The sequence below is a fragment of the Allochromatium tepidum genome (assembly GCF_018409545.1).
Taxonomy (GTDB): domain Bacteria; phylum Pseudomonadota; class Gammaproteobacteria; order Chromatiales; family Chromatiaceae; genus Thermochromatium; species Thermochromatium tepidum_A.
This window is the reverse complement of the sequence record NZ_AP024563.1, coordinates 3,153,453-3,174,230: the sequence shown is the minus strand read 5'-3', so window position 1 is coordinate 3,174,230 and position 20,778 is coordinate 3,153,453. Positions and strand designations below refer to the sequence as shown.

The window sequence follows — 20,778 nt, the reverse complement described above, 5'->3', positions numbered from 1 at the left end:
TCAATCCAGCGGGGTCAACTCGATACCGCCAAACCCCTTGTCCGCATTCTCGCCCCCGCCGCTGAGTGCAATCAGACTCAGCCAGGGCAGGATGTCCGGTTCCACTCGCAGCATCGCCTGCCCGCTCCAGGTGAGCGCCACAAAGCTCGCCCCATTGCCGCGGCTGGCCAGCGCCAGGGGATGGGTCGCGACCTGTGCCTGTTCGACACGCAGCCCGTCCGGCAGCCGTGCCTCGGCCACATGATGCGCCAGATGTGAGGCCAGACGCTGGGCGCGGGCATCGTCGAAACATAACGCCGTCAGCTTGTGGGCGCGCAGGCGCATCGCCTTGCGCAGTTCATGCGCCACGGTTTCGGTATCCGGGGAGGGAGAGGTTTCCGTCCGCCCCTTGCCGACCAGCCAGGGCGTGACGAACATCAGCCGCCAACGTGTCGCTCCCGCCAATTCCAGGTCGGCCAGTGTCGACACGGGCAGAGGTGTCGACCCCTCCAGGCCATGACGCTCGCGCAAACAACGCGCCGCCCAGCCGAGTGAGTCGCCGGCCTGGGCGCCCAGGGCAATCAGGTGCCATTGATCGAGTGCCGGACGCCACTGCACGAACAAGGTTGCCTGACGCCAGGACGGTGCGCCGCCGCCGATGTTCATCGGGAAGAGCGCATCGGCGCGACAGTGTCCGGGGCGTTCACAGTTTTGGCCGCGTTCGGCGCAACTCTGCACGGTGGCCGCCGCGCAGTGCTCGCGCCAGGCACGCGCGCGCAGGGTGTCGATGAGCGTGGCCAGGCCCCGCTCGGGCGACCAGGCCGAGGCGGGATACGCCAGCACAGCCGCAGGCAGCTCGCGCCAAAGATTGGTCAGATCGCGCGCGCCGCGCACCTCGGGCCGGTGTTCAGGGCGTCCCATGGTCACTTTCGCCCAGGCTTTGCCAAAGTTGCGGATCCGATTCGGTCTTGAGGATGATATCTGATATGGTCGATTGGCTGAGGCCAAGCAAGGCGCCGGTCTCCTCCTGACTGCGCCCCTCGGCTCGCGCCCGCTGCACAATCGCCCAGCGGATCACATCAAGAACATCATCGAGCCGATGCCGCCCCACCCCAAAATCCATGTCCGTGAGCACCTGACAGGCCTCATCGAGCAGCCGCCGTGCCTCGTGAAGATCACGGGCTTGCAGATACGCCTTGCGCTCGGGATGTGCGCCTGGACTGTAGGCGTTGGCGGTGGCCAGAAACGCCTTGAGCTCGTGCAGACTGCGTGGGTAGAGGTTGGTGAAAAGATCATGCTGCAGCCGCTCCTTGAGCTTGCCGTCGAGGAGGCCGAGCTCGCAAGCCAAGGACTCGGCCAGCGCCACCACGTCTGTGCGCGCACCCAGCGCAGGCAAGCGAATCTGTACGGGCAGGAGACCAACGAGCGCGTCATTCGGTCGGCGATCGATGCAAAAGGTCGCGGCCATGGCCAGATCGCGGCGTTCATCGGCCAACTGGGCAAGCGTTCGCCAGGCCGATTCCGGCCAGGTATCGAGCCGGCGGATCAGGAGGGTCGTGCCCTCGGGCAGTTCAGGACAGTGTGCGGGATCCGTCCAGATCGCGGGGTCTTGGCACTTGCGCCACCGGGCAAACTGCCGGCAGGCGTGCCATTTGCCGCTGCCGGTCGGGCCGCTGATCAGCACACGTTGCGGTTGCTTGCGATTGGTTGCCGCCTTGTAGAGCGCGGCATAGGCGCTTTCGGCCAGTGTGTCATCGACCACGGTTCCCTTGAGCAGTCCCTTGCGTTCCGCGTCGGACAGCGACCCCGGGCTTTGATAGGCCATGCGCTCGCGCTCGCGCTCGCGTCTGCGGCGCAGCGCCAAGGCATAGGGCGGCTTGAGTTCGCGTACCCCTTGTTCGCGCGACGTCTCGAACAGTCGCGCCTCGTCCAGGCGCAAACTCTGCGATGCCAGCATCAGCGTCAGCTGCATCGCGGGCGTGCCCGAGGTCAGGTGGAACACGACCTCATCGGCACTATCCGGCCCCGAGGTGGGAATCGCTTTCCAGACCTGCTCATAGAGGGCGGATAGATCGGTCGGGCCGTCGGGCAGGGTCACGGGAAAGCGCTCAACCTGCACCCCATCGATGCCCAGTTCCGGCAGCTGCTCGCGCAGCCGGTCACAGAAACGGGCGCGCAGATCAGAACCAGTCGGGTCATCGTCAAGCAGCACCAGACGAACCGCCTGGCGGTCAGACGGCAAGCCGCCCAGGAGACGCTGGATCGGACTCTGATCCGGGCCGGGCTGATCGGGTCTGGGCGGATTGAAGCCCAGCGCCTTCAGATCGGTATTGCCAATGAAGGAGATGATGAGCCGTCGTTTGGGGTGCGCCATGGTCGACCTTCAGGAGAAGAAGTATGTGGAGATACGGTCTTCGGTCAAATCCAGGTCGTCGGCCCAGAGCGGCGGCTCCAGGGTCGGCGAGGTTTTCGGCACTGCGTGCTCGACGACACGTTTCAGCAACAGCCCCAGCAGCAGGCGCTCGGAGGCGGAAAAGCCACGCAGATCGTCCAGGACGTTGCGCGCGTGGATCGCGTCCTCTTCACCGGCGTCCCGGGCGGCATCGAGACGGCGCTCGCCCTCCTTGCCCGGGTGTTCAAAAGCGCCCTTGACCAGGTTCGCATAGGCGTTCGGCAAGGTTCGTAACGTCGTCACCTGCTTCATCCATGTGTACCAGGTACTCAGCGGCCCGGACCACCCTGACGACGTATCCGGCGCATAGAGTTCGGCAAAGGTCCGACGCACCGCCCGTGCCAGGGTGTCGGCCTGATTCGGATGGCACAACAGGCAATCGTGGATAGTGCCGATGTCATGCACCCCGCGTGCCTTGGCCTCCAGCAGGGTCATCATCAGATGGGTTGCATCCAGACTGTGAATCAGGTTGGGCAGCAGGGCATCGCGTTGTTTTTGTGGATCGACCGTTTCGGTCAGGCGCTGCACATCGAACTTGACCAACTGCCCGCCGATCCGGGCGCTGACGCTCGATCTCGCGGATGCGAACTTGTTCTGAACCACCGGAAATCCCAGTGGGGTCAGCCACAGTAGCGGCAGACCGATATCCTTCTCGGTTTCGCCCTTCCGCGCTTTTCCGGTTCCCGCGCAGGCAGCGGCACTCCGGCCGAGCCAGTTGGAAAATTCGCCGACCTTGGGGTAGTTCCGATCGAGTGCGCCGCGCAGATGCTCGACCAGGGCGCGCGCCACATAGGCGCCAAAGGTGCGCAGACGCTCCCACTCGGCACGCTCCGGGGTCCGGGGTTCGTCGGTGTCCGACTTGGTGCGCGTGCGCTTAGGTGTCTTCTCGCCCGACTGGATCATCTGAATCGGGATCGCGGTGTGCTCGTCCTGTTTGGGAAACGCGGCCTCGCGCTGTTTGGCGAATAAACCCTTGGTGCACTTGCGCACGAAATCCCTGCGCTCTTTCGAGGCGTTTTTCCACTCCACCAGTGCGGTGAGCTCGGATTCATCCGGTGGGCGTTCATCCCAAACCTTGGTGAGTTGCTCCTCGATCGCCTCCAGCACCGCGCCCGCCTGTGCGCTGCGGCCGGCTCCGTAGGGGATGGTCATCACCACCCGTTTGGCGGTCTTGCGGGCGAGCCAGGCACTGGGTTCGTCCTCGGCCGCCAGCCAGGCATCGGCCCACTCCAGTCCATCACGATGGATGGCCTGTCCCGTGGGGATGGGCAACCGCCCCAGGGTCGTCAGTGCCGCCTCGGCCAATTCGCTGTAGATATCCGCCGGCAGACCATCCGCGCGCGGCAGCACGTTGACCGCCTCGGCGAGCACCGGATCCCCGGTCAAGGCGGCGATGTGCTGGATGCCGTTGCAGGTGCCGTCGATCTGCACCGGCAGATGGATGGGTGTGTCCGGATGCCGCTTCCATTGCCGGTAGGCCAGACAGAAGGCGAGAAACTGCATCGGCTCATCGGCCACGTCACGCCAGAAGGATTCGGCGAGCGGGTCGGCGGCGCTGGCCAGGATGTCGGCTTCGTGGTCGAGCGTCCAGCGTTCGCGCTCGTCGAGCGTGACGACCGGACGCACGCGCTCCGTGATGCCCAAATCAGCCATGATCCGTTTGGTGCCGACCAGATTGGCTCCATGCCGACGCAGGGCGCGCACGCCGGATTCATCGAGCACCTGACCCCGCGCAAATTCCAGCAAGCCCCGTTGCAGATCGCCGCCCTGCGGCGTCAACCAGGGCGTCTCGGCATAGATGCGTCCGCGATGATCGGCCTTCCACGGCAGATAGAACGGGGGCGGCGCGATCTGCGGATCGCTGGGACAGAGTTCGTCGAGCGCGCGGCGGGCGAGCGGACTGTCGAGAAACTCTGCCGATAGCTTGAAGCGTTTGCGTGGGCCTTTGGTGGGGCGATACAGGGTCTTTTTGATCCAGTCCCGCACGGACTTGGTGCCGGCGTCCTCGGTTGAGGCGTTGACCAGGTCGATCAGGCGGTGCGTCCAGTGCAGCAGGGGGCGGTTGATGCGCCAGTGGACGGCCTGCTGCACATTGATCGCGGCGACATAACGCGGGAAGTCCGGTGAGCGATGTTCGGGGCACTGGAGTTCGTGATGGACGGTGCGTAGAAAGGCGTTGGTCTGACGGTAGCCGATCAGATCGACACGGATGCACATGTCGGCTTCGTCGTTCGACGGACCGGGATCATCGAGATAGTAGGCCGGCGGGTGCCTGAGCGGTTGGGGCGAGAAACTCAGCGGCAGGGTTTCGAGCAGGCGTTCGATGCGCTGTGCGAGTTCGGGCTGGGCGATTTCGATGCGCTTTTCGGTGTGGGGTCGGCCGTCGCGCCGGCGTTTCTGATCGAGTGTGCGCACCACGAACTGGGTCTTGAAGGCCACCAGCAGCGGTTCGAGCAGAAGCCGGGCTACGAGATTCCAATCGTCGTTCTCGGGGCGTTCGTGCTCTGGCTGTGAGCGCAGCCAGCGGGCTGCGCGTCGGCGCAGTTGCTCGGCCAGCACCCTGACCGTTTCGGCATATTCGACGCCGGGTCGTTTGTCCTCGTCCATGTCGTCCTCGCCTGCATCTTCCTCCTCGTCCTCATCGGACGTGTCGATGCTGTTTTGGCGCACTGTCTGTTCGGCCAGTGCCGCGCACAGGCTATGCAGCGCGAGACAGAACAGACCCTCGATGCGCTCGTCAACTATGGCGTCAGGGTGTTCCTGTGGGGTGTCGCTCGCCAACAGTGCCTGCCACAGGCGCGCAGCGTTCCGGCGGTCGCGCCCGAAGCTCGGCGGTGATGTCAGGGCGGCGTTGAACTGGCGCAGCCCATCGTCGTAGGGCGGCGCGGCTGCCGTGGGAGCTCCGGCGTCCTGATCCTTGAACAAATGCTGCTTGAGTGCCTGCTCCACAGCGCGCTGGTAGGTGTTTGTCCGTGCCTCGCCGGGGGCGAGCAGGCCGTACTGCGAGTCCGGGGAAATCCAAAGCGACAGAGCCATCGTGCTCTCCCAATCCATATCCGCGTTATGTCCCAAGGAGGCGCCGGTCAATCATACGTAGATGGGGAGGCTAGCACGAACTTCATCAGGATCCAAGGGGGCAGATCACTGGCCATTGGATCAAAGCCTTTTCCAGGGAATTACTGATCGAAAAATCACCAGCGTGTCTCTGCACGTCGAAATGAAGAGTCACCATAGCTATTAATGGCTTTAGGTGCTTTGGTTTCCAGCGTGTCTCTGCACGTCGAAATGAAGAGTCGCGGGAGGCGAAAATGTTTTTCATTGGGGAGGTTTCCAGCGTGTCTCTGCACGTCGAAATGAAGAGTGGAGGGCCACATTCACCACCAAGGCTAGGTTGTTTCCAGCGTGTCTCTGCACGTCGAAATGAAGAGTCCTTTCCATGGATGGAAAGAGCGCTTACTTCGGTTTCCAGCGTGTCTCTGCACGTCGAAATGAAGAGTCCCATTGCAGAGTTTACTATGCTCCTCTTCATGTTTCCAGCGTGTCTCTGCACGTCGAAATGAAGAGTCCGGTAGCTAATGAAATGCTGGAGATTTCCAGCGTTTCCAGCGTGTCTCTGCACGTCGAAATGAAGAGTCCATTATCCGGAACAGTATGTTGAATATTTGTTTCCAGCGTGTCTCTGCACGTCGAAATGAAGAGTCACTTTAAATGATTTATTTGAAAGAATACATGTTTCCAGCGTGTCTCTGCACGTCGAAATGAAGAGTCCCATATAGGCAGCGGTGACGAATTATTTGTGTTTCCAGCGTGTCTCTGCACGTCGAAATGAAGAGTCTGATGGTGGCACTGGAGCTACTAGTGCTAATGGTTTCCAGCGTGTCTCTGCACGTCGAAATGAAGAGTCGTTATGAAGATTCATACCCTTAAGAATGGGGCGTTTCCAGCGTGTCTCTGCACGTCGAAATGAAGAGTCCTATTGCCCGTAATATCGGTAGTTCTAATAGTTTCCAGCGTGTCTCTGCACGTCGAAATGAAGAGTCTTATGTGTGGAAAAAGATTACTTGTCGGATGGGTTTCCAGCGTGTCTCTGCACGTCGAAATGAAGAGTCATATTCTGATGCGGACATTTCGGCGCTCGCGTTTCCAGCGTGTCTCTGCACGTCGAAATGAAGAGTATATTGTTAGATTCAAGAAGGCGTGGGAGTTAGTTTCCAGCGTGTCTCTGCACGTCGAAATGAAGAGTCCTATGTCGTCGTGAAATATGAAGACAAGATGCGTTTCCAGCGTGTCTCTGCACGTCGAAATGAAGAGTTTATACCTCCATCAGTAACATAGGGTAAATAAGTTTCCAGCGTGTCTCTGCACGTCGAAATGAAGAGTCTAGGGTAATACCGATAGCCCTGGCAAGGGTTTCCAGCGTGTCTCTGCACGTCGAAATGAAGAGTCTCAGCAGCCGCGCGATGAGTGCGCGCTGCGTGTTTCCAGCGTGTCTCTGCACGTCGAAATGAAGAGTCGGACGCACTCGCCGGCACGGGGCGCGGCAAGGTTTCCAGCGTGTCTCTGCACGTCGAAATGAAGAGTCTCCAGCTAATTTTAATTATTCCAGCAAAATTAGTTTCCAGCGTGTCTCTGCACGTCGAAATGAAGAGTCAGTTAGCTAAAGTCAATATGCAAAATAGTTTGTTTCCAGCGTGTCTCTGCACGTCGAAATGAAGAGTTGTTAAGTTTAGAAAAGCATGGGAGTTACTTTAGTTTCCAGCGTGTCTCTGCACGTCGAAATGAAGAGTCTATATGCAGCACTGTGTAGGATCTTATCATCGGTTTCCAGCGTGTCTCTGCACGTCGAAATGAAGAGTCCCGCGCAATGGACGCAAAAACACTTTCAAGTCAGTTGGTTGAACGTGACAATTCGAGCGCCTGGGCATCATCCCCAGCATCGGCGACTCCCCGAGTTACCGGATTTTCGGTGAAAGCGGCCTGTTTTTGTCCTACGAGACGATGAAAGGACTCCATGAGCGCCGCCTGGACGCGGCTCCCTCAATCCTATCACCCAAGGCGTGACGGCGGCAAAACGATCACGCCCCATTACCCGACCCACCCAGCGAACGTCAGGAGGTGCTCCATGTTGATCACGATTGCCGGCCTGCCGCCATCTCGGTTGACGGTCGTAGCCTATGACATCGGCTCTTCCCGCCGAGCGCGCGCCGTGCGTCGGGTACTCGACGCCTTGACATCCTCCCCGGCCTGAAGGCCGGAGATTCCTACGGCGACGAGGCGCGGCATTGAGCCGCCCATGAGTCGCTTCGGGGGGTTCCTGGGCCGAGTGCGCAACCGCTGCTCGTGTCTCCACAGGCGTTACTTCCGGCGTGCCCCGCCGTAGGTCGGCGTGGTTATCGCCGACAATGGAATTATAGGACGGCTCCGCCGTCCGCGCTATCCTTCCCCGCCCTGAACGGCGGGGCTTGTCGCGCACCGGGTCAACCACGCCAAACAGTATTCAGTCTACGAAGCCTACTCGGCCCCGGCGAACTGCGCCGCGTGCTGACCGAGGTGCGCGCCTGCTGCGATCTGCAATCGGATCGGCTGGCCGCCTGGTGGCCCGTGGGCGGCGTGCGACTGATCTGGGGCCGGAACGGCTTACAGACCGAGGCGCACGCCGGCAGCGCCTGCGGACAACCGGCACACCTGAACGCCAACATCGGCAATTTCATGCTCTGCTTCGACATCTCCAACGCCGCCGCGCTACGCGCCGTCAGCGCCGAGATCGCGGCGGAAACCGCCATGGTACAGCGCTCGGTCTATTGGCTACGCGCTCCCGTCACGCACCTGACCGCCCTCCTGAAACGCTGCAACACCTTCCTGGAGACGGGCGATCGTCTGTGGGCCTATCCGCTCGGTGCCAGTCGCGCACTGTGGCGGATGGGCGAAGACACCGCCCCGTCACTGATCCCGATCGCCACTCATCATTGGTGAACGACATGAGCGGACATCTGGCCCTGGTCGTCGATCGCGCCGGTGCCGCCCTGGAAACGGGGACGCACGAGACGCTGGTTCTCACCCACGCCGACGGACGGCGCGAGCGCATCGGACTGCGCGCGCTCGGCTCGGTGCTGCTGCACGGCGATGTGCAACTGAGCACCGGCGTCCTGCAGGCGCTGGCCGCCCACGGCGTGCCCTTCACGACACTGCCCAAGCGCGGACGCGCACCGGCCGTCGGCGTGGCGCACCTGCCGCACCGGCATGTACGGCGGCGCCATCAGCAACATCTGGCCTATGCCGATCCCGAACAGCGGCTGGATCTGGCGCGGCGCGTGGTCTGCGCCAAGCTCGAAAGCATGGCCGAGTGCGCGCGTCAGCAGCCCCCGGAGATGGAAGACGCCTTCTACCGCGCCATGCATGCGGCGACCCAAGCCCCTGATTTCGCCGCCCTGATGGGCGTCGAGGGCGCGGCCACCGTCAAGTATTTCGGCGCGCTGGAGACGCGCTATGCGCGCACCGGCGCCTTCGCCTTTCACAGGCGCTCGCGCCGCCCGCCGCGCGATCCGGTCAATGCCCTGATGTCGCTGGTCTACACCCTGGCTCAGGGACAGGCGACACCGCTGGCGGTCAAGGCCGGACTCGATGTCCAGATCGGTTTTCTGCACGCACTGCATCCCGATCGCGAGTCCCTGGCGCTGGATCTGCTCGAACCGGCGCGTGCGGTGCTCGATGACTGGGTGCATGACCTGCTGGTGCGTCAGGCGCTGCTGAAGCCGGCGCAGTTCACCCACAGCCCGACCGACGGCGTGCGGCTCGATGCCGAGGGACGCGCCGCCTTCTATGCGGCCTGGTACCGCGAGGGCCATCGTCTGGCACTCAAGCCCATGCAGCGCCTGCTGGCCCAACTGCTGGAGGCGCTGGGCGAGGCCGGACCGGACGACGTACACCCGGAAGACGTCTCCGAAGCGGCCTAAACGCCGTGACCGGTTTCGCGGTGAAAAACATCGTTTTTTGCCAAACGACAGGGTGAAAGACATAACAGCAACAAGGCGCGGGCCGGCCGGAGGCCTTCCCGCGCCGATCCAACCGCATTTCCTCCGCCCGACACCGCACATCCCCGTTCAGCCGCTCACCGGTTTTTCGGTGAGCACCACCGTTTTTCTCAATACGACAGGGTGAACGCCAAACCCGGACCGCCCAGACGCGGCCCGGGCGGTCATGCGTGTCCCACACCAGACAAATATCGCCGAGGGCTTTCGACATGATGATCTCGACCAATCCCGATGTCCGCGCTGTCGTCTCGCAGACCTTGCGGCAGTATCCCTGGCTCAAGTGGGAGCGCAGCAGGCGTCACGGGCGCCTGCGCAGCGAGCGGACCCTGGACTTCGTCCCGGTCCCCGTCTCCCCCTCCGACTACCGCGCCACCCGCAACCTGCGGGCGCAGCTCCGGCGGCTCGGCGAGCTCGGCGAGGGCCTGATCGCCGCCAAGCGGGCGCACTGACCCTCTAGCCAACACGTCGATGGGCCGCGCGAGGCTCATCCGATACATCCATCAACCCTCTAATCCTGTTTCAACACGGTACTCATCCTATGATCAAGAAGCTCCTGGCCATCGACCTCACCCCCTGCGACATCGTCGCCCGCGAACTCGGGCACCCGCACTTCCCGGTGCAGGCCATGCGCGAGCTCATCGCCGGCGACGGCGTGGACCTCATCGAGACGCTCGTGACCCTGGTCGAGCGCGTCGCCGACGACACCCCCGAGTCGATCGCCGCCAACAAGGTCAACTTCACGCGCATCCAGCATGCGCTGGAGGAGGCCGGCGCGCGCGTCATCCCCGCCCCCGCCAAGCGTCAGCCCGACGGCGCGTTCAAGCAGTCCGACGACCAGCGGCTGGTGATCGCCACCCTGTCGTCGGCCCTGCGCCTGCGGCCCGACTTCGTGGTGCTGGCCGCCGCCGACGGCGACTTCGCCCCGATGGTGTGGGCCTTGCGCGACGCCGGCATCCGCACCGAGATCCTCGCCCGTCCGCAGATGGTCGCCAGCGACCTGCGCCGCGCCGCCTACTCGGTCATCGACCTCGACAACGCCCTCAACCAGATCGGAGGACACCACTGATGGCACTGAAACGCGATGAACTCGGCTTCGTGCGCGCCACCGGCTATGGGCGCATCCGCCGCGACGAGCTCGCCGGCCTGCTGGGCCTGGGGCCGAACGAGAGCCTCTACCGCTCCGGCATCGACCAGGGCGTGCGCACCGGGCAGGTGGTCAAGGACACCGAGGTGTCGCTCAAGCCGGGCGACACCTTCTCCGCCGGTCCGCGCGTGGTCAAGGGCGGCGCACCGCTGCCCGAGGCCCTGCGCCGCGAGCTGGAGGGCCTGCGCCGCTCCGGCTTCGGCGGCGTCGGTCAGCCCGAGCCGAGCCCGGAGGGCTGGCGGCTGCGACTGCGCGGCCTGACCCTGCCGGGCGGCGTGCGCACCGATGCCCTGGTGCTGCTGCCCAAGACCTATCCGCTGGCCGCGCCCATCGGCTTCTACCTGGCCACGGGCGCGGCCAGTGCACAGCTGGACCGCAGTCATCTGTTCCACGACCGTGCCTACCACGGTGCACCCGACCTCTCCGGCGAGGGCTGGCACTGGTACTGCGGTGTGGCCGACACTTGGCGGCCCGGACACCACACCCTGGTCAGCTACCTGACCGTGACCCTGGCCTTCTTCGCGGATCGGGCGGTGGCCTGATGAAGACGGAACCCGTACTGCGGGTTCCCTGGGGGCTTTCGGAGCGCCTGCGGGCGCTCCTGCACCCGGAACCCTTCCAGGAACGCTTCGCCTTTGCCGTCGCCCGACCGTTGCGCACCGAGCGCGGCGCGCCGCCGGCGGCGCTGGTGGAGCAGCTGCTCACCCTCGAACCGGAGGACTATGACCACACCTCGACGGGCGGGCTCAGTCTGAACCCGGAGAGTTCGGCGCGGATCAACCGCTGGGCGGTCCGGGTCGCACAGAACGGTTGGCTGGCGGTGCATCTGCACAGCCATCCGCCCGGCGTCGACCAGTTCAGCACCACGGACGACGACGCTGAGTCGCGCCTGTCGCGCTGGCTGGCCGAACAGGGCGTGCCCAGCTACTGGAGCCTGGTGTGGCCGACCGGCGGTGTGCCGCGCGCCCGCCTGTGGACACGGGGTCAAACGCAACCGGGACGGCTATTCCTCGGCCTGGCACCGATGGTGGCGGAAACCGCCCAGGGCATGTCGGCAGCGCTCGACCGCCAGCGCGCCTTTGGTCCCGGACTGCGGGCGGCGGCGGATCAGATCCGGGTCGGCGTACTCGGGGTCGGCGGACTTGGCCTACTGGTCGTCGAGCAGTTGGCGCGCGCGGGCTTCCGGCGCTTCGTGCTGATCGATCCGGACACCGTCGAGGAGACCAACCTCAACCGTCTGCCGGGCGTCACCCGCCGCGATCTCGGGCGCCTCAAGGTGCGCGTGGCCAAACGGCTGATTCGTCAGGCGTCGCTGAGTCTGGGGCTGGTGCCGCAGATCTCCGCCCTCCCCCACGACATCTACCGCTCCAGCGCCGCCCAGCGCGCCCTGGCCCGCTGTGACCTGATCCTGGCGGTGACCGACAACGACCTGAGCCGCACCCTGGCGCTGCAACTGGCGCTGGAGCATGGCCGCGAGTATCTCCAGGCCGGAACCGACATCACGCTGGCCGAGGATGGCGCGATCGTCGGTCTGCGCGCCGAGGTGACGGGCGCCGAGATCGGGCGCTATTGCCCGATCTGCAGCGGCCGGCTCTCGCCGGGACAGGCGTCCATCGAGGCGCGCGCCTATGCCGGGGGCGAGGTCGCCGCACGTGCCTTGAGCGAGGGCTATGTGCCGGATGTCGCCGCCCCGGCGGTGATGAGCCTCAACGCCGTGACCGCCGGCCTGCTGGTCACCGAGATCCAGCGCCGCACCGCCGGACTCGGGGTGCGCGACCTGCTGCAACTCGACCTGCAATCCGGCGCACTCCTGGCGCGGGAAAGGCTGTCGATGGGGATGGACTGCCAGGTGTGCGGGGCGGCGGAAGTCGCGCCGACCGTACTGGAATGACGAAGCACCGCCGTCTCGCCCGCGCCGTGTCGGATGCCGGCTTGGGCGAACTACGGCGCAGGAGCCCTGTCGGACGCCCGGCTTGCCGGGTGCATGGGCGTTGACGGCGTGACAAGAAAAAAGCGGCAACGTGAGTCACGTAACCGCTTGTAATTTCCAGCTTAAATTGGTCGGGGCGAGAGGATTTGAACCTCCGACCACCTGAACCCCATTCAGGTGCGCTACCAGGCTGCGCTACGCCCCGCTCGAAAGAAGCGGAATCATACGCTGTCGCACGGCCGGCGTCAACGCCGAAGCACATGCAGGATCTCTTCGAGTTCGAGCCGTATCTGCCTCAAAATTTGATGCGTCTGACTGAGATCCTGCTTGGCGCCCTCGCCGCTGAGCTGCTGACGGGCACCGCCGATGGTGAAACCCTGCTCATAGAGCAGATTGCGGATCCGGCGCACCATGAGCACGTCATGGCGCTGATAGTACCGGCGATTGCCGCGCCGCTTGACCGGCTTGAGCTGCGGGAACTCCTGCTCCCAGTAGCGCAGTACATGCGGCTTGACGCCGCACAGCTCGCTGACCTCGCCGATGGTGAAATAGCGCTTGCCGGGGATCGGCGGCAGGTCGCCGTCGCTCGCTCCGATCAGGCTATCGCTCGGTTCCCGCATAGGCTTCCACTCTCAATTTGAGCTTTTGGCCCGGACGGAAGGTCACGACACGCCGGGCGGTGATGGGGATCTCCTCGCCGGTCTTGGGATTGCGCCCAGGGCGCTCTTTCTTCTCGCGCAGATCGAAGTTGCCGAACCCGGACAGCTTGACCTGTTCGCCGCGCTCCAGGGCGGCGCGGATCTCCTCGAAGAACATCTCGACGATGTCCTTGGCCTCGCGTTTGTTCAGACCAAGCTCTTCGAACAAATGCTCGGCCATGTCGGCTTTGGTCAAGGCCATACCGGTTCAATCCCTCAAGCGTGCATCGAGTTCGGAGGTCAGGCGCTCCAGGATCCGCCCCACCGTCGCATCTATGACTTCGTCCGTAAGTGTCTGAGAAGACGACTGTAAAATCAATCCTAAAGCGAGACTTTTTCGACCTGTTTCGATGTTCCGTCCGGTGTAGACATCGAACAGGATCAGGTCGCGCAGCAGGTCGGAGGCGACCGAACGGATGCACTGCTCGACCGCTTCGTAGCTGACCCCTTGGTCGACCAGAATCGCCAGATCGCGCCGGATGCCGGGATAGCGCGAGATCTTGGCGTAGCGCGGCAGCACGCCCGGCGTCAGCGGGGCCAGATCGAGCTCGAACAGGAAGACATCACCGGTCAGGTCGAGCCGCGCGGCGAGCGCCGGATGCAGCATCCCGATCAAACCGACCGTCCGACCGTCGCGCTCGATGCGCGCGGTCTGCCCCGGATGCAGCGCCGGATGTTCGGCAGGCACGAAACGGAAGGACGCGGGCGCGCCGGTCTGGGTCAGCAGCGCCTCGACATCGGCCTTGAGATCGAAGAAATCGACGCCCTGCCCTTTTTGGCCCCACTGCTCCGGCAGCCGATCGCCGACCGCCAGACCGGCGATCCCCGGCGTCTGGGTTAAACCTTCGGGGCCAAAGCGAAAACGCAGTCCGCTCTCGAAGATGCGCACGCGCTCCATCTGCCGCGCCTGGTTGTAGACGGCGGTTTGCAACAGTCCGGGCCAAAGACTGGTACGCATGACCGAGAGTTCGGCGCTGATCGGATTGGCCAGCTTGAGCGTCTCGACACCCGGCTCGACCAGCTCCTGCATTTCGGGACTGACGAAGCTGTAGGTGATGACCTCCTGGAACCCGCGATCGACCAGCGCCAGCCGCGCGCGGTCGAGTTCGAAACGAGTCTCGGAGTCTGACTGGGTGGCCGAGGCCGAGCCGGCATGACTGACCGGGATCAGGTCATAGCCGTGGATACGCCCGATGTCGGCGATCAGATCGACCTCCTGCACCAGATCGAAGCGCGCACTCGGCGGCGTGACCTGCCAGCCGTCCTCGCATCGCTCGACGGCCATGCCGAGCCGTTCGAGGATGTCCTCGATGGTCTCATTGGGCAGTTGCAGTCCCAGAATCCGCGCCACCCGCTCGGAACGCAGATGCAGCGGCGTCGGGCGCGGCAGATGCTCGGCGGCGCTGACTTCGCACACCGGCCCCGGCTCGCCGCCGACGATGTCGAGCAGCAGGCGTGTGGCACGCTCGATGGCGCGCACCTGGAGTTCGGGATCGACGCCACGCTCGAAGCGGTGCGAGGAATCGGTGTGCAGCCCGTAACTGCGCGCCTTGCCGCTGACGGCCGGCGGCGCGAAGAAGGCGCTTTCGAGCAGGATGTCGCGCGTCTCGTCACCGACGCCCGACTCGGCGCCGCCCATGATGCCGGCGAGCGCGACCGGGCGTTCGGCATCGGCGATGACGAGCGTGTCGGCGCGCAAGGTCGCCTGTTCGCCGTTGAGCAGCGTCAGCGTCTCGCCCTCGCCGGCCATCCGCACCCGGATCTCGCCCGTGAGCTTGGCCAGATCGAAGCCGTGCATCGGCTGACCGAGTTCGAGCAGCACATAGTTGGTGACGTCGACCACCGGGCTGATGGCGCGAATGCCGCCGCGCCGCAGCCGCTCGCGCATCCACAGCGGCGTGGTCGCGCTGGGATCGATGCCACGGATGACGCGGCAGACATAGCGCGGACAGGCTTCGGGCGCCTGCAACCGGACCGGGAAACGGTCATCAATGGTCGGCGTGACCGGCTCGCCGGCCACCGGCGTCAGAGGCACGCGATTGATGACCGCGACCTCGCGCGCCAGTCCCGCCAGCCCGAGACAGTCGCCGCGATCCGGCGTCGGATCGACCTCGATGCACTGATCGTCGAGCGCCAGCCAGGCGCGGAAATCCTCACCCAGGGGCGCATCGGCGGGCAGCGGCAGGATGCCGTCGGAGGACTCGGCCAGACCCAGCTCGCCGGCCGAGCAGATCATGCCGAACGACTCGACCCCGCGCAGCTTGGCGCGCTTGATCTTGAAATCCCCCGGCAGACAGGCCCCGATGGTCGCCACCGGCACCTTCATCCCAGCCGCGACATTGGCCGCGCCGCAGATGATCTGGAGCGGGGCGTCCTCGCCGACATCGACCGAGCAGACACGCAGCTTGGCGGCGTCCGGATGCGGCTCGACGCTGAGTACATGCCCGACCCGGACCCCACTGAAGACGGGCGCCGCCGGTTCGACCGCGTCGACCTCCAGCCCCGCCATGCTGAGTTGATCGACCAGGCGCTGGGTATCGACCGGCGGGTTCACCCATTCGCGCAGCCATGCCTCACTGAATCGCATGTCCCCTTCCCCATCCCGACGCCTGACGGGCCTCGGGTAAAATTGAAACGATGATTGGTGTCTGACCCCGACGGACGGCGCAGGCGCGGCTCGATCCGCTCGCCGGTCACGCCACGCTCAACGAAACTGACGCAGATAGCGCAGATCGTTGTCGAAGTTGAGCCGGATGTCGTCGATACCGTAGCGCAGCATGGCCAGCCGCTCCACACCCATGCCGAAGGCATAGCCGAGATGACGCTCCGGGTCGATACCGACATGGCGGAAGACCTCGGGATAGACCATGCCGCAGCCGAGTACCTCCAGCCAGCCGGTCTGCTTGCAGACGCGGCAGCCGTCGCCGTTGCACATCACGCACTGGATGTCGACCTCCGCCGAGGGTTCGGTGAAGGGGAAGTAGGACGGCCGGAAACGCAGCTTGAGATCGCGCTCGAAGAAATTGGTCAGGAAATCGTAGAGCACGCCCTTGAGATCGGCGAAGCTCACCTGTTCGTCGACCAGCAACCCCTCGACCTGATGGAACATCGGGGTATGGGTCAGATCCGAGTCGCAGCGATAGACGCGCCCCGGAGCGATCACCTTGAGCGGCGGCGCCTGTTCTTCCATCACCCGGATCTGCACCGGCGAGGTGTGGGTGCGCAGCAGCCGCTCGGCATCGAAATAGAAGGTGTCGTGCATCGCCCGCGCCGGATGGTGCTCGGGGATGTTGAGCGCCTCGAAGTTGTGATAGGCGTCCTCGACCTCGGGGCCTTCGACCACGGCAAAGCCGGCATTGGCGAACAACCGCTCGATGCGTCGCAGCGCACGGGTGACGGGATGCAGTCCGCCGGGCGCCTGTCCGCGTCCGGGCAGGGTGACGTCGATGCGCTCGGCGGCCAGACGCGCGGCGAGCGCCGTCTGTTCGAGCGCGGACTTGCGCGTCTCGATCGCCTGCTGCACGGCGTCCTTGGCCTGATTGATGGCTTGGCCGGCGGCCGGGCGCTCGGCCGGCGGCAGGGTGCCGAGCTGCTTGAGCAGGGCGGTCAGCTCACCGCTCTTGCCCAGATAGCGCACGCGCACCTGATCGAGCGCCGTCGCATCGGCGGCCTGGGCGATGGCCTGGATCGCGGCCTCCTGGAGCGACTGGATACCGAGCGCGGTCTGTTCGGCCATGGTGGTCTCCGGAAAATCGACTCCCCGGCCTCGCGGTACCCAAGACGGACACCGGGCGGGGAGTGGAACGGATCAAAGCAAAGAGGGAAAGACCTGGGCCTTTCCCTCTATGTCGACAGCGGCCGGCGCCGGATCAGGCCAGAGCGGCCTTCGCCTGCTCAGCCAGCGCCGCGAAGGCGACGCTGTCGTGATAGGCGATGTCGGCGAGCATCTTGCGGTCGACCTCGACGCCGGCCTTCTTCAGCCCGTCGATCAGACGGCTGTAGGACAGACCGTTGTCACGCGCGGCGGCGTTGATACGGGCGATCCAGAGCGCGCGGAATTCGCGCTTTTTCTGACGACGGTCACGATAGGCGTACTGGCCGGCCTTGATGACCGCTTGCTTGGCGACCCGGAAGACTTTGCTTCGGGCGCCATAATAGCCCTTGGCCTCTTCGAGGATCTTCTTGTGCCGCGCGTGGGCGGTGACGCCGCGTTTGACTCTTGGCATTCTCTACTCTCCGGTCTGGGGGGTCAGTGCGATCTAGCAGTACGGAATCATGCGGCGCGCGGCACGCAGATCCGAATTGTGGATGCGCTGAGGCGCACGCAGTTGACGCTTCCGCTTGGTCGACTTCTTGGTCAGGATGTGACGACGGTGCGAGGCGTTGCACTTGACACCACCGGAGGGCGTGCGCTTGAAGCGCTTCGCGGCTCCTCGATTGGACTTGATCTTGGGCATGGGACTGGATGACTCCGCTATTTGCCGATGATTGTGAGGCGACCCCAAACACGAGACCCGACGAAATCGAGAACGCATCGGGCGCCGCCTGGGCGCCCGATGACTGACTCGATTCGACCTGGGAGATCAGGACGGCTCGCGTGTCGGAGCGTCGCTATTTCTTCTTGGGACCGAGCACCATGACCATCTGCCGGCCTTCCATGAGCGGCTGCTGTTCGACGATGCTCACCTCGGTCAGGTCGTTCTCGATCCGCCGGAGCAGCTCCAGACCGAGTTCGCGGTGGGCATGTTCGCGCCCACGAAAGCGCATGGTGACCTTGGCCTTGTCCCCTTCATTGAGGAAACGGGTCAGGTTGCGTAGTTTGACCTGATAGTCTCCCTCGTCCGTCCCTGGGCGAAACTTGATTTCCTTGATCTGGACCTGCTTCTGCTTCTTCTTGGCCTCGTTCTTCTTCTTCTTCTGATCGAAGAGAAACCGACCGAAATCCATCAACCGACACACGGGAGGCTCGGAGGTCGGCACGATCTCGACGAGATCCAAGCCCGCCTCCTCGGCCATGGCGATGGCCTCACGGGTGTTGACGACCCCAACCTGATTTCCATCCGCGCCGATCAGCCGGACTTCCGGGATGTTGATCTCTCTGTTGACGCGGTTTCTCTTTGGCGCAGCGATAGCAGGTATCCTCCAAAAACTCGAATAAACACGGCCCGGGCGAATTGGCCGATGGCGCGATTCGCCTCTGACCGTCCATCAATGGATGCGGTTCGCGACGTCCTGGCTCAAGCGCTCGATGAAGGCATCGAGACTGAAGGAGCCGAGATCCTGACCCTGGCGGTTGCGGACCGACAATGAGCGGGCCTCGACCTCGCGGTCTCCGACCACGAGCAGATAGGGAACCCGCTGCAGGGTGTGCTCGCGGATTTTAAAGCCGATCTTCTCGTTTCTCAAGTCGAACTCGGCGCGGAAGCCCTTGTCGCGCAAGGTCTTAACGACCTCCTTGACATACTCGGCCTGGCGGTCGGTGATATTGAGCGCCACCGCCTGCACCGGCGCGAGCCAGACGGGCAGCAGACCGGCATAGTGTTCGATCAGGATGCCGATGAAACGCTCGACCGAGCCGAGGACGGCACGATGGATCATCACCGGCGTCTGCTTGCTGTTGTCCTCGGCGATGTAGTGCGCGCCGAGACGACCGGGCATCGAGAAATCGACCTGGATGGTACCGCACTGCCAGGCGCGTCCGATGCTGTCGCGCAGGGTGAACTCGATCTTGGGGCCATAGAAGGCGCCCTCGCCCGGCTGGATGCGGTAGGTCAGCCCCTTGTCGTCGAGCGACTGAGCGAGCGCCGCCTCGGCCTTGTCCCAGAGTTCGTCGGCGCCGACGCGCCGGTCGGGACGCAGCGACAGGGCCAGTTCGATGTCGTCGAAGCCGAAATCGCGATAGGTCTCGAACACCATGTCGATCAGGGTCGCGACTTCCGATTGGAGCTGATCCTCGGTGCAGAAGACGTGGGCGTCGTCCTGAGTGAAGCGACGCGCGCGCATCAGGCCGTGCAGGGTGCCGGACGGCTCGTTGCGATGCACCACGCCGAACTCGGCGATGCGTAGCGGCAGGTCGCGATAACTCTTGAGCCCCTGGTTGTAGAGCTGGATGTGACCGGGGCAGTTCATCGGCTTGATGGCGAAATCACGATCATCCAGATGCGTCGTGAACATGCCGCCGGCGAACTTGTCCCAGTGGCCGGAACGCTCCCACAGCGAGCGGTCGAGCACCTGCGGGGTCTCGACTTCCTGATAGCCGTATTCGTCGAGCTTCTCGCGCATGTAGGTCTCGGCGAGCCGATAGACCACGCGGCCCTTGGCGTGCCAGAAGGCCATGCCGGGGGCTTCGTCCTGGAAGTGGAACAGGTCGAGCTGCTTGCCGAGCTTGCGATGATCGCGCTTCTCGGCCTCTTCCAGGCGATGCAGGTAGGCGTTGAGTTCCTTCTTGTCGCGCCAGGCGGTGCCGTAGATGCGTTGCAGCATGGCGTTGCGCGAGTCGCCGCGCCAGTAGGCGCCGGCGAGCTTCGTCAGCTTGAAGCCGTTGCCGAGCTTGCCGGTGCTCGGCAGATGCGGGCCGCGACAGACGTCGAACCAGTCGCCCTGGCGGTAGATGGAAACCTCTTCGCCCGCCGGGATGATGTCGTCGATGATCTCGACCTTGTAGTGCTCGCCCAGCTCGGCGAAGACGCGCTTGGCCTCCTCGCGATCCATGACCTCGCGCACGATGGGCAGATCGCGCTTGACGATCTCGTGCATGCGTTCTTCGATGCGCTCCAGATCGGCGGGCGTGAAGGGCTCGTCGCGGGCGAAGTCGTAATAGAAGCCGTTTTCGATCGCCGGGCCGATGGTGACCTGGGTGCCCGGATAGAGCTCCTGCACGGCCTGCGCCATCACATGGGCGGCGTCGTGGCGCAGCAGTTCGAGCGCGGTCGCCTCGTCCTTGCCGGTGACGATGGCGAGTTCGGAGTCCTGATCGATGACATGGGAGGTATCGACGAGCCGACCGTCGACGCGACCGGCGAGCGCGGCCTTGGCCAGACCTGGGCCGATGGCGGCGGCGACGTCATGGACGCTGACGGGCTGCTCGAAGGAGCGCTGGGAGCCATCGGGGAGCGTAATCAGAGGCATCTTGGATCCTGGGTTTCAGTGGCGATCGATACGAGGGATCGCGTGAGTCTTTCGAGACGCCCGGCATCGGGGATCGATGCTAAACTGGCGCGGCTCGAAATGCGGGCAATAAAAAAGCCGCCGGCCCTCAGCGAAGGACTCTCAGCCGGTTTTCATGCTGAAAGCTGATCGCTGAAGGCTGACAGCCGGTGTTGGTAGGCGCGATTGGACTCGAACCAACGACCCCCACCATGTCAAGGTGGTGCTCTAACCAACTGAGCTACGCGCCTGTCGTCAAGAGACGGCCATAGTACAAGCCGACGCCGACGGCTGCAAGTCTTTTTTGTAGCGACCAGTGATCGAGGTCCGCGAACGGGTGCGACTCCGATGACCGCCCTCGCCCTGATCGAGGGCGCGCGCATTTGAAAACTATCAGA

The 20,778-nt window shown here is 64.1% G+C and carries 17 protein-coding genes, 2 tRNA genes and 1 CRISPR repeat array; of the genes, 6 read left to right on the top strand and 13 right to left on the bottom strand.

Features of this window, described 5'->3' with window-relative positions; translation table 11 throughout:
• From Atep_RS15280 to Atep_RS15270, 3 genes are read right to left on the bottom strand one after another with little or no spacing between them, the layout of a single operon-like run.
• Nucleotides 1-900: a hypothetical protein gene (locus Atep_RS15280; protein WP_213379328.1), complete on the bottom strand. Its 900-nt coding sequence runs from the start codon at nucleotides 898-900 to the stop codon at nucleotides 1-3.
• A complete protein-coding gene (locus Atep_RS15275) occupies nucleotides 887-2,353 on the bottom strand; it encodes a hypothetical protein (protein ID WP_213379326.1) in 1,467 nt (488 codons plus the stop codon). The genes Atep_RS15280 and Atep_RS15275 overlap by 14 nt, the downstream gene beginning before the upstream one ends.
• 9 nt (nucleotides 2,354-2,362) lie before the next feature.
• Nucleotides 2,363-5,467: a DNA-directed RNA polymerase gene (locus tag Atep_RS15270; protein ID WP_213379324.1), complete on the bottom strand. Its 3,105-nt coding sequence runs from the start codon at nucleotides 5,465-5,467 to the stop codon at nucleotides 2,363-2,365.
• Nucleotides 5,468-5,621: 154 nt separating this feature from the next.
• A CRISPR array of direct repeats spans nucleotides 5,622-7,288; the repeat unit is 37 nt; unit sequence GTTTCCAGCGTGTCTCTGCACGTCGAAATGAAGAGTC.
• A 681-nt stretch (nucleotides 7,289-7,969) separates the two neighbouring features.
• Between Atep_RS15270 and Atep_RS15265 the strand changes: the two genes are divergently transcribed.
• The 6 genes from Atep_RS15265 to Atep_RS15240 all read left to right on the top strand — a co-directional run bounded on the left by Atep_RS15265 (nucleotide 7,970) and on the right by Atep_RS15240 (nucleotide 12,497).
• Nucleotides 7,970-8,404, top strand: coding sequence for a hypothetical protein (locus Atep_RS15265; protein ID WP_213379322.1), 435 nt, complete (start codon nucleotides 7,970-7,972; stop codon nucleotides 8,402-8,404).
• A 5-nt stretch (nucleotides 8,405-8,409) separates the two neighbouring features.
• Nucleotides 8,410-9,384 (top strand): CRISPR-associated endonuclease Cas1, encoded by a 975-nt coding sequence (gene cas1 / locus Atep_RS15260; protein WP_213379320.1) that lies wholly within the window; start codon nucleotides 8,410-8,412, stop codon nucleotides 9,382-9,384.
• Nucleotides 9,385-9,671: 287 nt separating this feature from the next.
• Nucleotides 9,672-9,911: a hypothetical protein gene (locus Atep_RS15255; protein ID WP_213379318.1), complete on the top strand. Its 240-nt coding sequence runs from the start codon at nucleotides 9,672-9,674 to the stop codon at nucleotides 9,909-9,911.
• A gap of 89 nt (nucleotides 9,912-10,000) precedes the next feature.
• Nucleotides 10,001-10,528, top strand: coding sequence for an NYN domain-containing protein (locus Atep_RS15250; protein ID WP_213379316.1), 528 nt, complete (start codon nucleotides 10,001-10,003; stop codon nucleotides 10,526-10,528).
• Nucleotides 10,528-11,148: a hypothetical protein gene (locus Atep_RS15245; protein WP_213379314.1), complete on the top strand. Its 621-nt coding sequence runs from the start codon at nucleotides 10,528-10,530 to the stop codon at nucleotides 11,146-11,148. The genes Atep_RS15250 and Atep_RS15245 overlap by 1 nt, the downstream gene beginning before the upstream one ends.
• A complete protein-coding gene (locus Atep_RS15240; protein ID WP_213379312.1) occupies nucleotides 11,148-12,497 on the top strand; it encodes a ThiF family adenylyltransferase in 1,350 nt (449 codons plus the stop codon). Before Atep_RS15245 ends, Atep_RS15240 begins: the two co-directional genes overlap by 1 nt.
• A gap of 167 nt (nucleotides 12,498-12,664) precedes the next feature.
• Here the strand turns inward: Atep_RS15240 and Atep_RS15235 are convergent.
• From Atep_RS15235 to Atep_RS15190, 10 genes are all read right to left on the bottom strand, one after another.
• Nucleotides 12,665-12,741: transfer RNA gene (locus Atep_RS15235), tRNA-Pro, on the bottom strand.
• Nucleotides 12,742-12,781: 40 nt separating this feature from the next.
• A complete protein-coding gene (locus tag Atep_RS15230; RefSeq protein ID WP_213379310.1) occupies nucleotides 12,782-13,156 on the bottom strand; it encodes a MerR family transcriptional regulator in 375 nt (124 codons plus the stop codon).
• Complete coding sequence (gene ihfA, locus Atep_RS15225) at nucleotides 13,137-13,436, bottom strand: integration host factor subunit alpha (protein WP_213379308.1); 300 nt, start codon at nucleotides 13,434-13,436, stop codon at nucleotides 13,137-13,139. The genes Atep_RS15230 and ihfA overlap by 20 nt, the downstream gene beginning before the upstream one ends.
• A gap of 6 nt (nucleotides 13,437-13,442) precedes the next feature.
• Nucleotides 13,443-15,821 carry a phenylalanine--tRNA ligase subunit beta gene (pheT, locus tag Atep_RS15220; protein WP_213379306.1) on the bottom strand — a complete coding sequence of 793 codons (2,379 nt, stop codon included), beginning with the start codon at nucleotides 15,819-15,821 and terminating at the stop codon, nucleotides 13,443-13,445.
• A gap of 117 nt (nucleotides 15,822-15,938) precedes the next feature.
• Complete coding sequence (gene pheS, locus Atep_RS15215) at nucleotides 15,939-16,970, bottom strand: phenylalanine--tRNA ligase subunit alpha (protein WP_213379304.1); 1,032 nt, start codon at nucleotides 16,968-16,970, stop codon at nucleotides 15,939-15,941.
• A 133-nt stretch (nucleotides 16,971-17,103) separates the two neighbouring features.
• Nucleotides 17,104-17,460 (bottom strand): 50S ribosomal protein L20, encoded by a 357-nt coding sequence (gene rplT, locus Atep_RS15210; protein ID WP_012970202.1) that lies wholly within the window; start codon nucleotides 17,458-17,460, stop codon nucleotides 17,104-17,106.
• A gap of 33 nt (nucleotides 17,461-17,493) precedes the next feature.
• Nucleotides 17,494-17,691, bottom strand: coding sequence for a 50S ribosomal protein L35 (gene rpmI / locus Atep_RS15205; RefSeq protein ID WP_213379302.1), 198 nt, complete (start codon nucleotides 17,689-17,691; stop codon nucleotides 17,494-17,496).
• Nucleotides 17,692-17,845: 154 nt separating this feature from the next.
• Nucleotides 17,846-18,373: a translation initiation factor IF-3 gene (gene infC / locus Atep_RS15200; protein ID WP_213381803.1), complete on the bottom strand. Its 528-nt coding sequence runs from the start codon at nucleotides 18,371-18,373 to the stop codon at nucleotides 17,846-17,848.
• Nucleotides 18,374-18,442: 69 nt separating this feature from the next.
• On the bottom strand, nucleotides 18,443-20,362 hold the full coding sequence (gene thrS / locus Atep_RS15195; protein WP_213379300.1) for a threonine--tRNA ligase: 1,920 nt from the start codon (nucleotides 20,360-20,362) through the stop codon (nucleotides 18,443-18,445).
• A gap of 192 nt (nucleotides 20,363-20,554) precedes the next feature.
• Nucleotides 20,555-20,631, bottom strand: a tRNA-Val gene (locus Atep_RS15190).
• Between the last annotated feature and the right edge of the window lie 147 nt (nucleotides 20,632-20,778).

Excerpts from the sequence above, each read along its gene's own strand:
- Atep_RS15280 (WP_213379328.1), bottom strand. The coding sequence starts at position 900 with ATGGGACGCCCTGAACACCGGCCCGAGGTGCGCGGCGCGCGCGATCTG.
- Atep_RS15275 (WP_213379326.1), bottom strand. The coding sequence starts at position 2,353 with ATGGCGCACCCCAAACGACGGCTCATCATCTCCTTCATTGGCAATACC.
- Atep_RS15270 (WP_213379324.1), bottom strand. The coding sequence starts at position 5,467 with ATGGCTCTGTCGCTTTGGATTTCCCCGGACTCGCAGTACGGCCTGCTC.
- cas1 (WP_213379320.1), top strand. The coding sequence starts at position 8,410 with ATGAGCGGACATCTGGCCCTGGTCGTCGATCGCGCCGGTGCCGCCCTG.
- Atep_RS15255 (WP_213379318.1), top strand. The coding sequence starts at position 9,672 with ATGATGATCTCGACCAATCCCGATGTCCGCGCTGTCGTCTCGCAGACC.
- Atep_RS15250 (WP_213379316.1), top strand. The coding sequence starts at position 10,001 with ATGATCAAGAAGCTCCTGGCCATCGACCTCACCCCCTGCGACATCGTC.
- Atep_RS15245 (WP_213379314.1), top strand. The coding sequence starts at position 10,528 with ATGGCACTGAAACGCGATGAACTCGGCTTCGTGCGCGCCACCGGCTAT.
- Atep_RS15240 (WP_213379312.1), top strand. The coding sequence starts at position 11,148 with ATGAAGACGGAACCCGTACTGCGGGTTCCCTGGGGGCTTTCGGAGCGC.
- Atep_RS15230 (WP_213379310.1), bottom strand. The coding sequence starts at position 13,156 with ATGCGGGAACCGAGCGATAGCCTGATCGGAGCGAGCGACGGCGACCTG.
- ihfA (WP_213379308.1), bottom strand. The coding sequence starts at position 13,436 with ATGGCCTTGACCAAAGCCGACATGGCCGAGCATTTGTTCGAAGAGCTT.
- pheT (WP_213379306.1), bottom strand. The coding sequence starts at position 15,821 with ATGCGATTCAGTGAGGCATGGCTGCGCGAATGGGTGAACCCGCCGGTC.
- pheS (WP_213379304.1), bottom strand. The coding sequence starts at position 16,970 with ATGGCCGAACAGACCGCGCTCGGTATCCAGTCGCTCCAGGAGGCCGCG.
- rplT (WP_012970202.1), bottom strand. The coding sequence starts at position 17,460 with ATGCCAAGAGTCAAACGCGGCGTCACCGCCCACGCGCGGCACAAGAAG.
- rpmI (WP_213379302.1), bottom strand. The coding sequence starts at position 17,691 with ATGCCCAAGATCAAGTCCAATCGAGGAGCCGCGAAGCGCTTCAAGCGC.
- thrS (WP_213379300.1), bottom strand. The coding sequence starts at position 20,362 with ATGCCTCTGATTACGCTCCCCGATGGCTCCCAGCGCTCCTTCGAGCAG.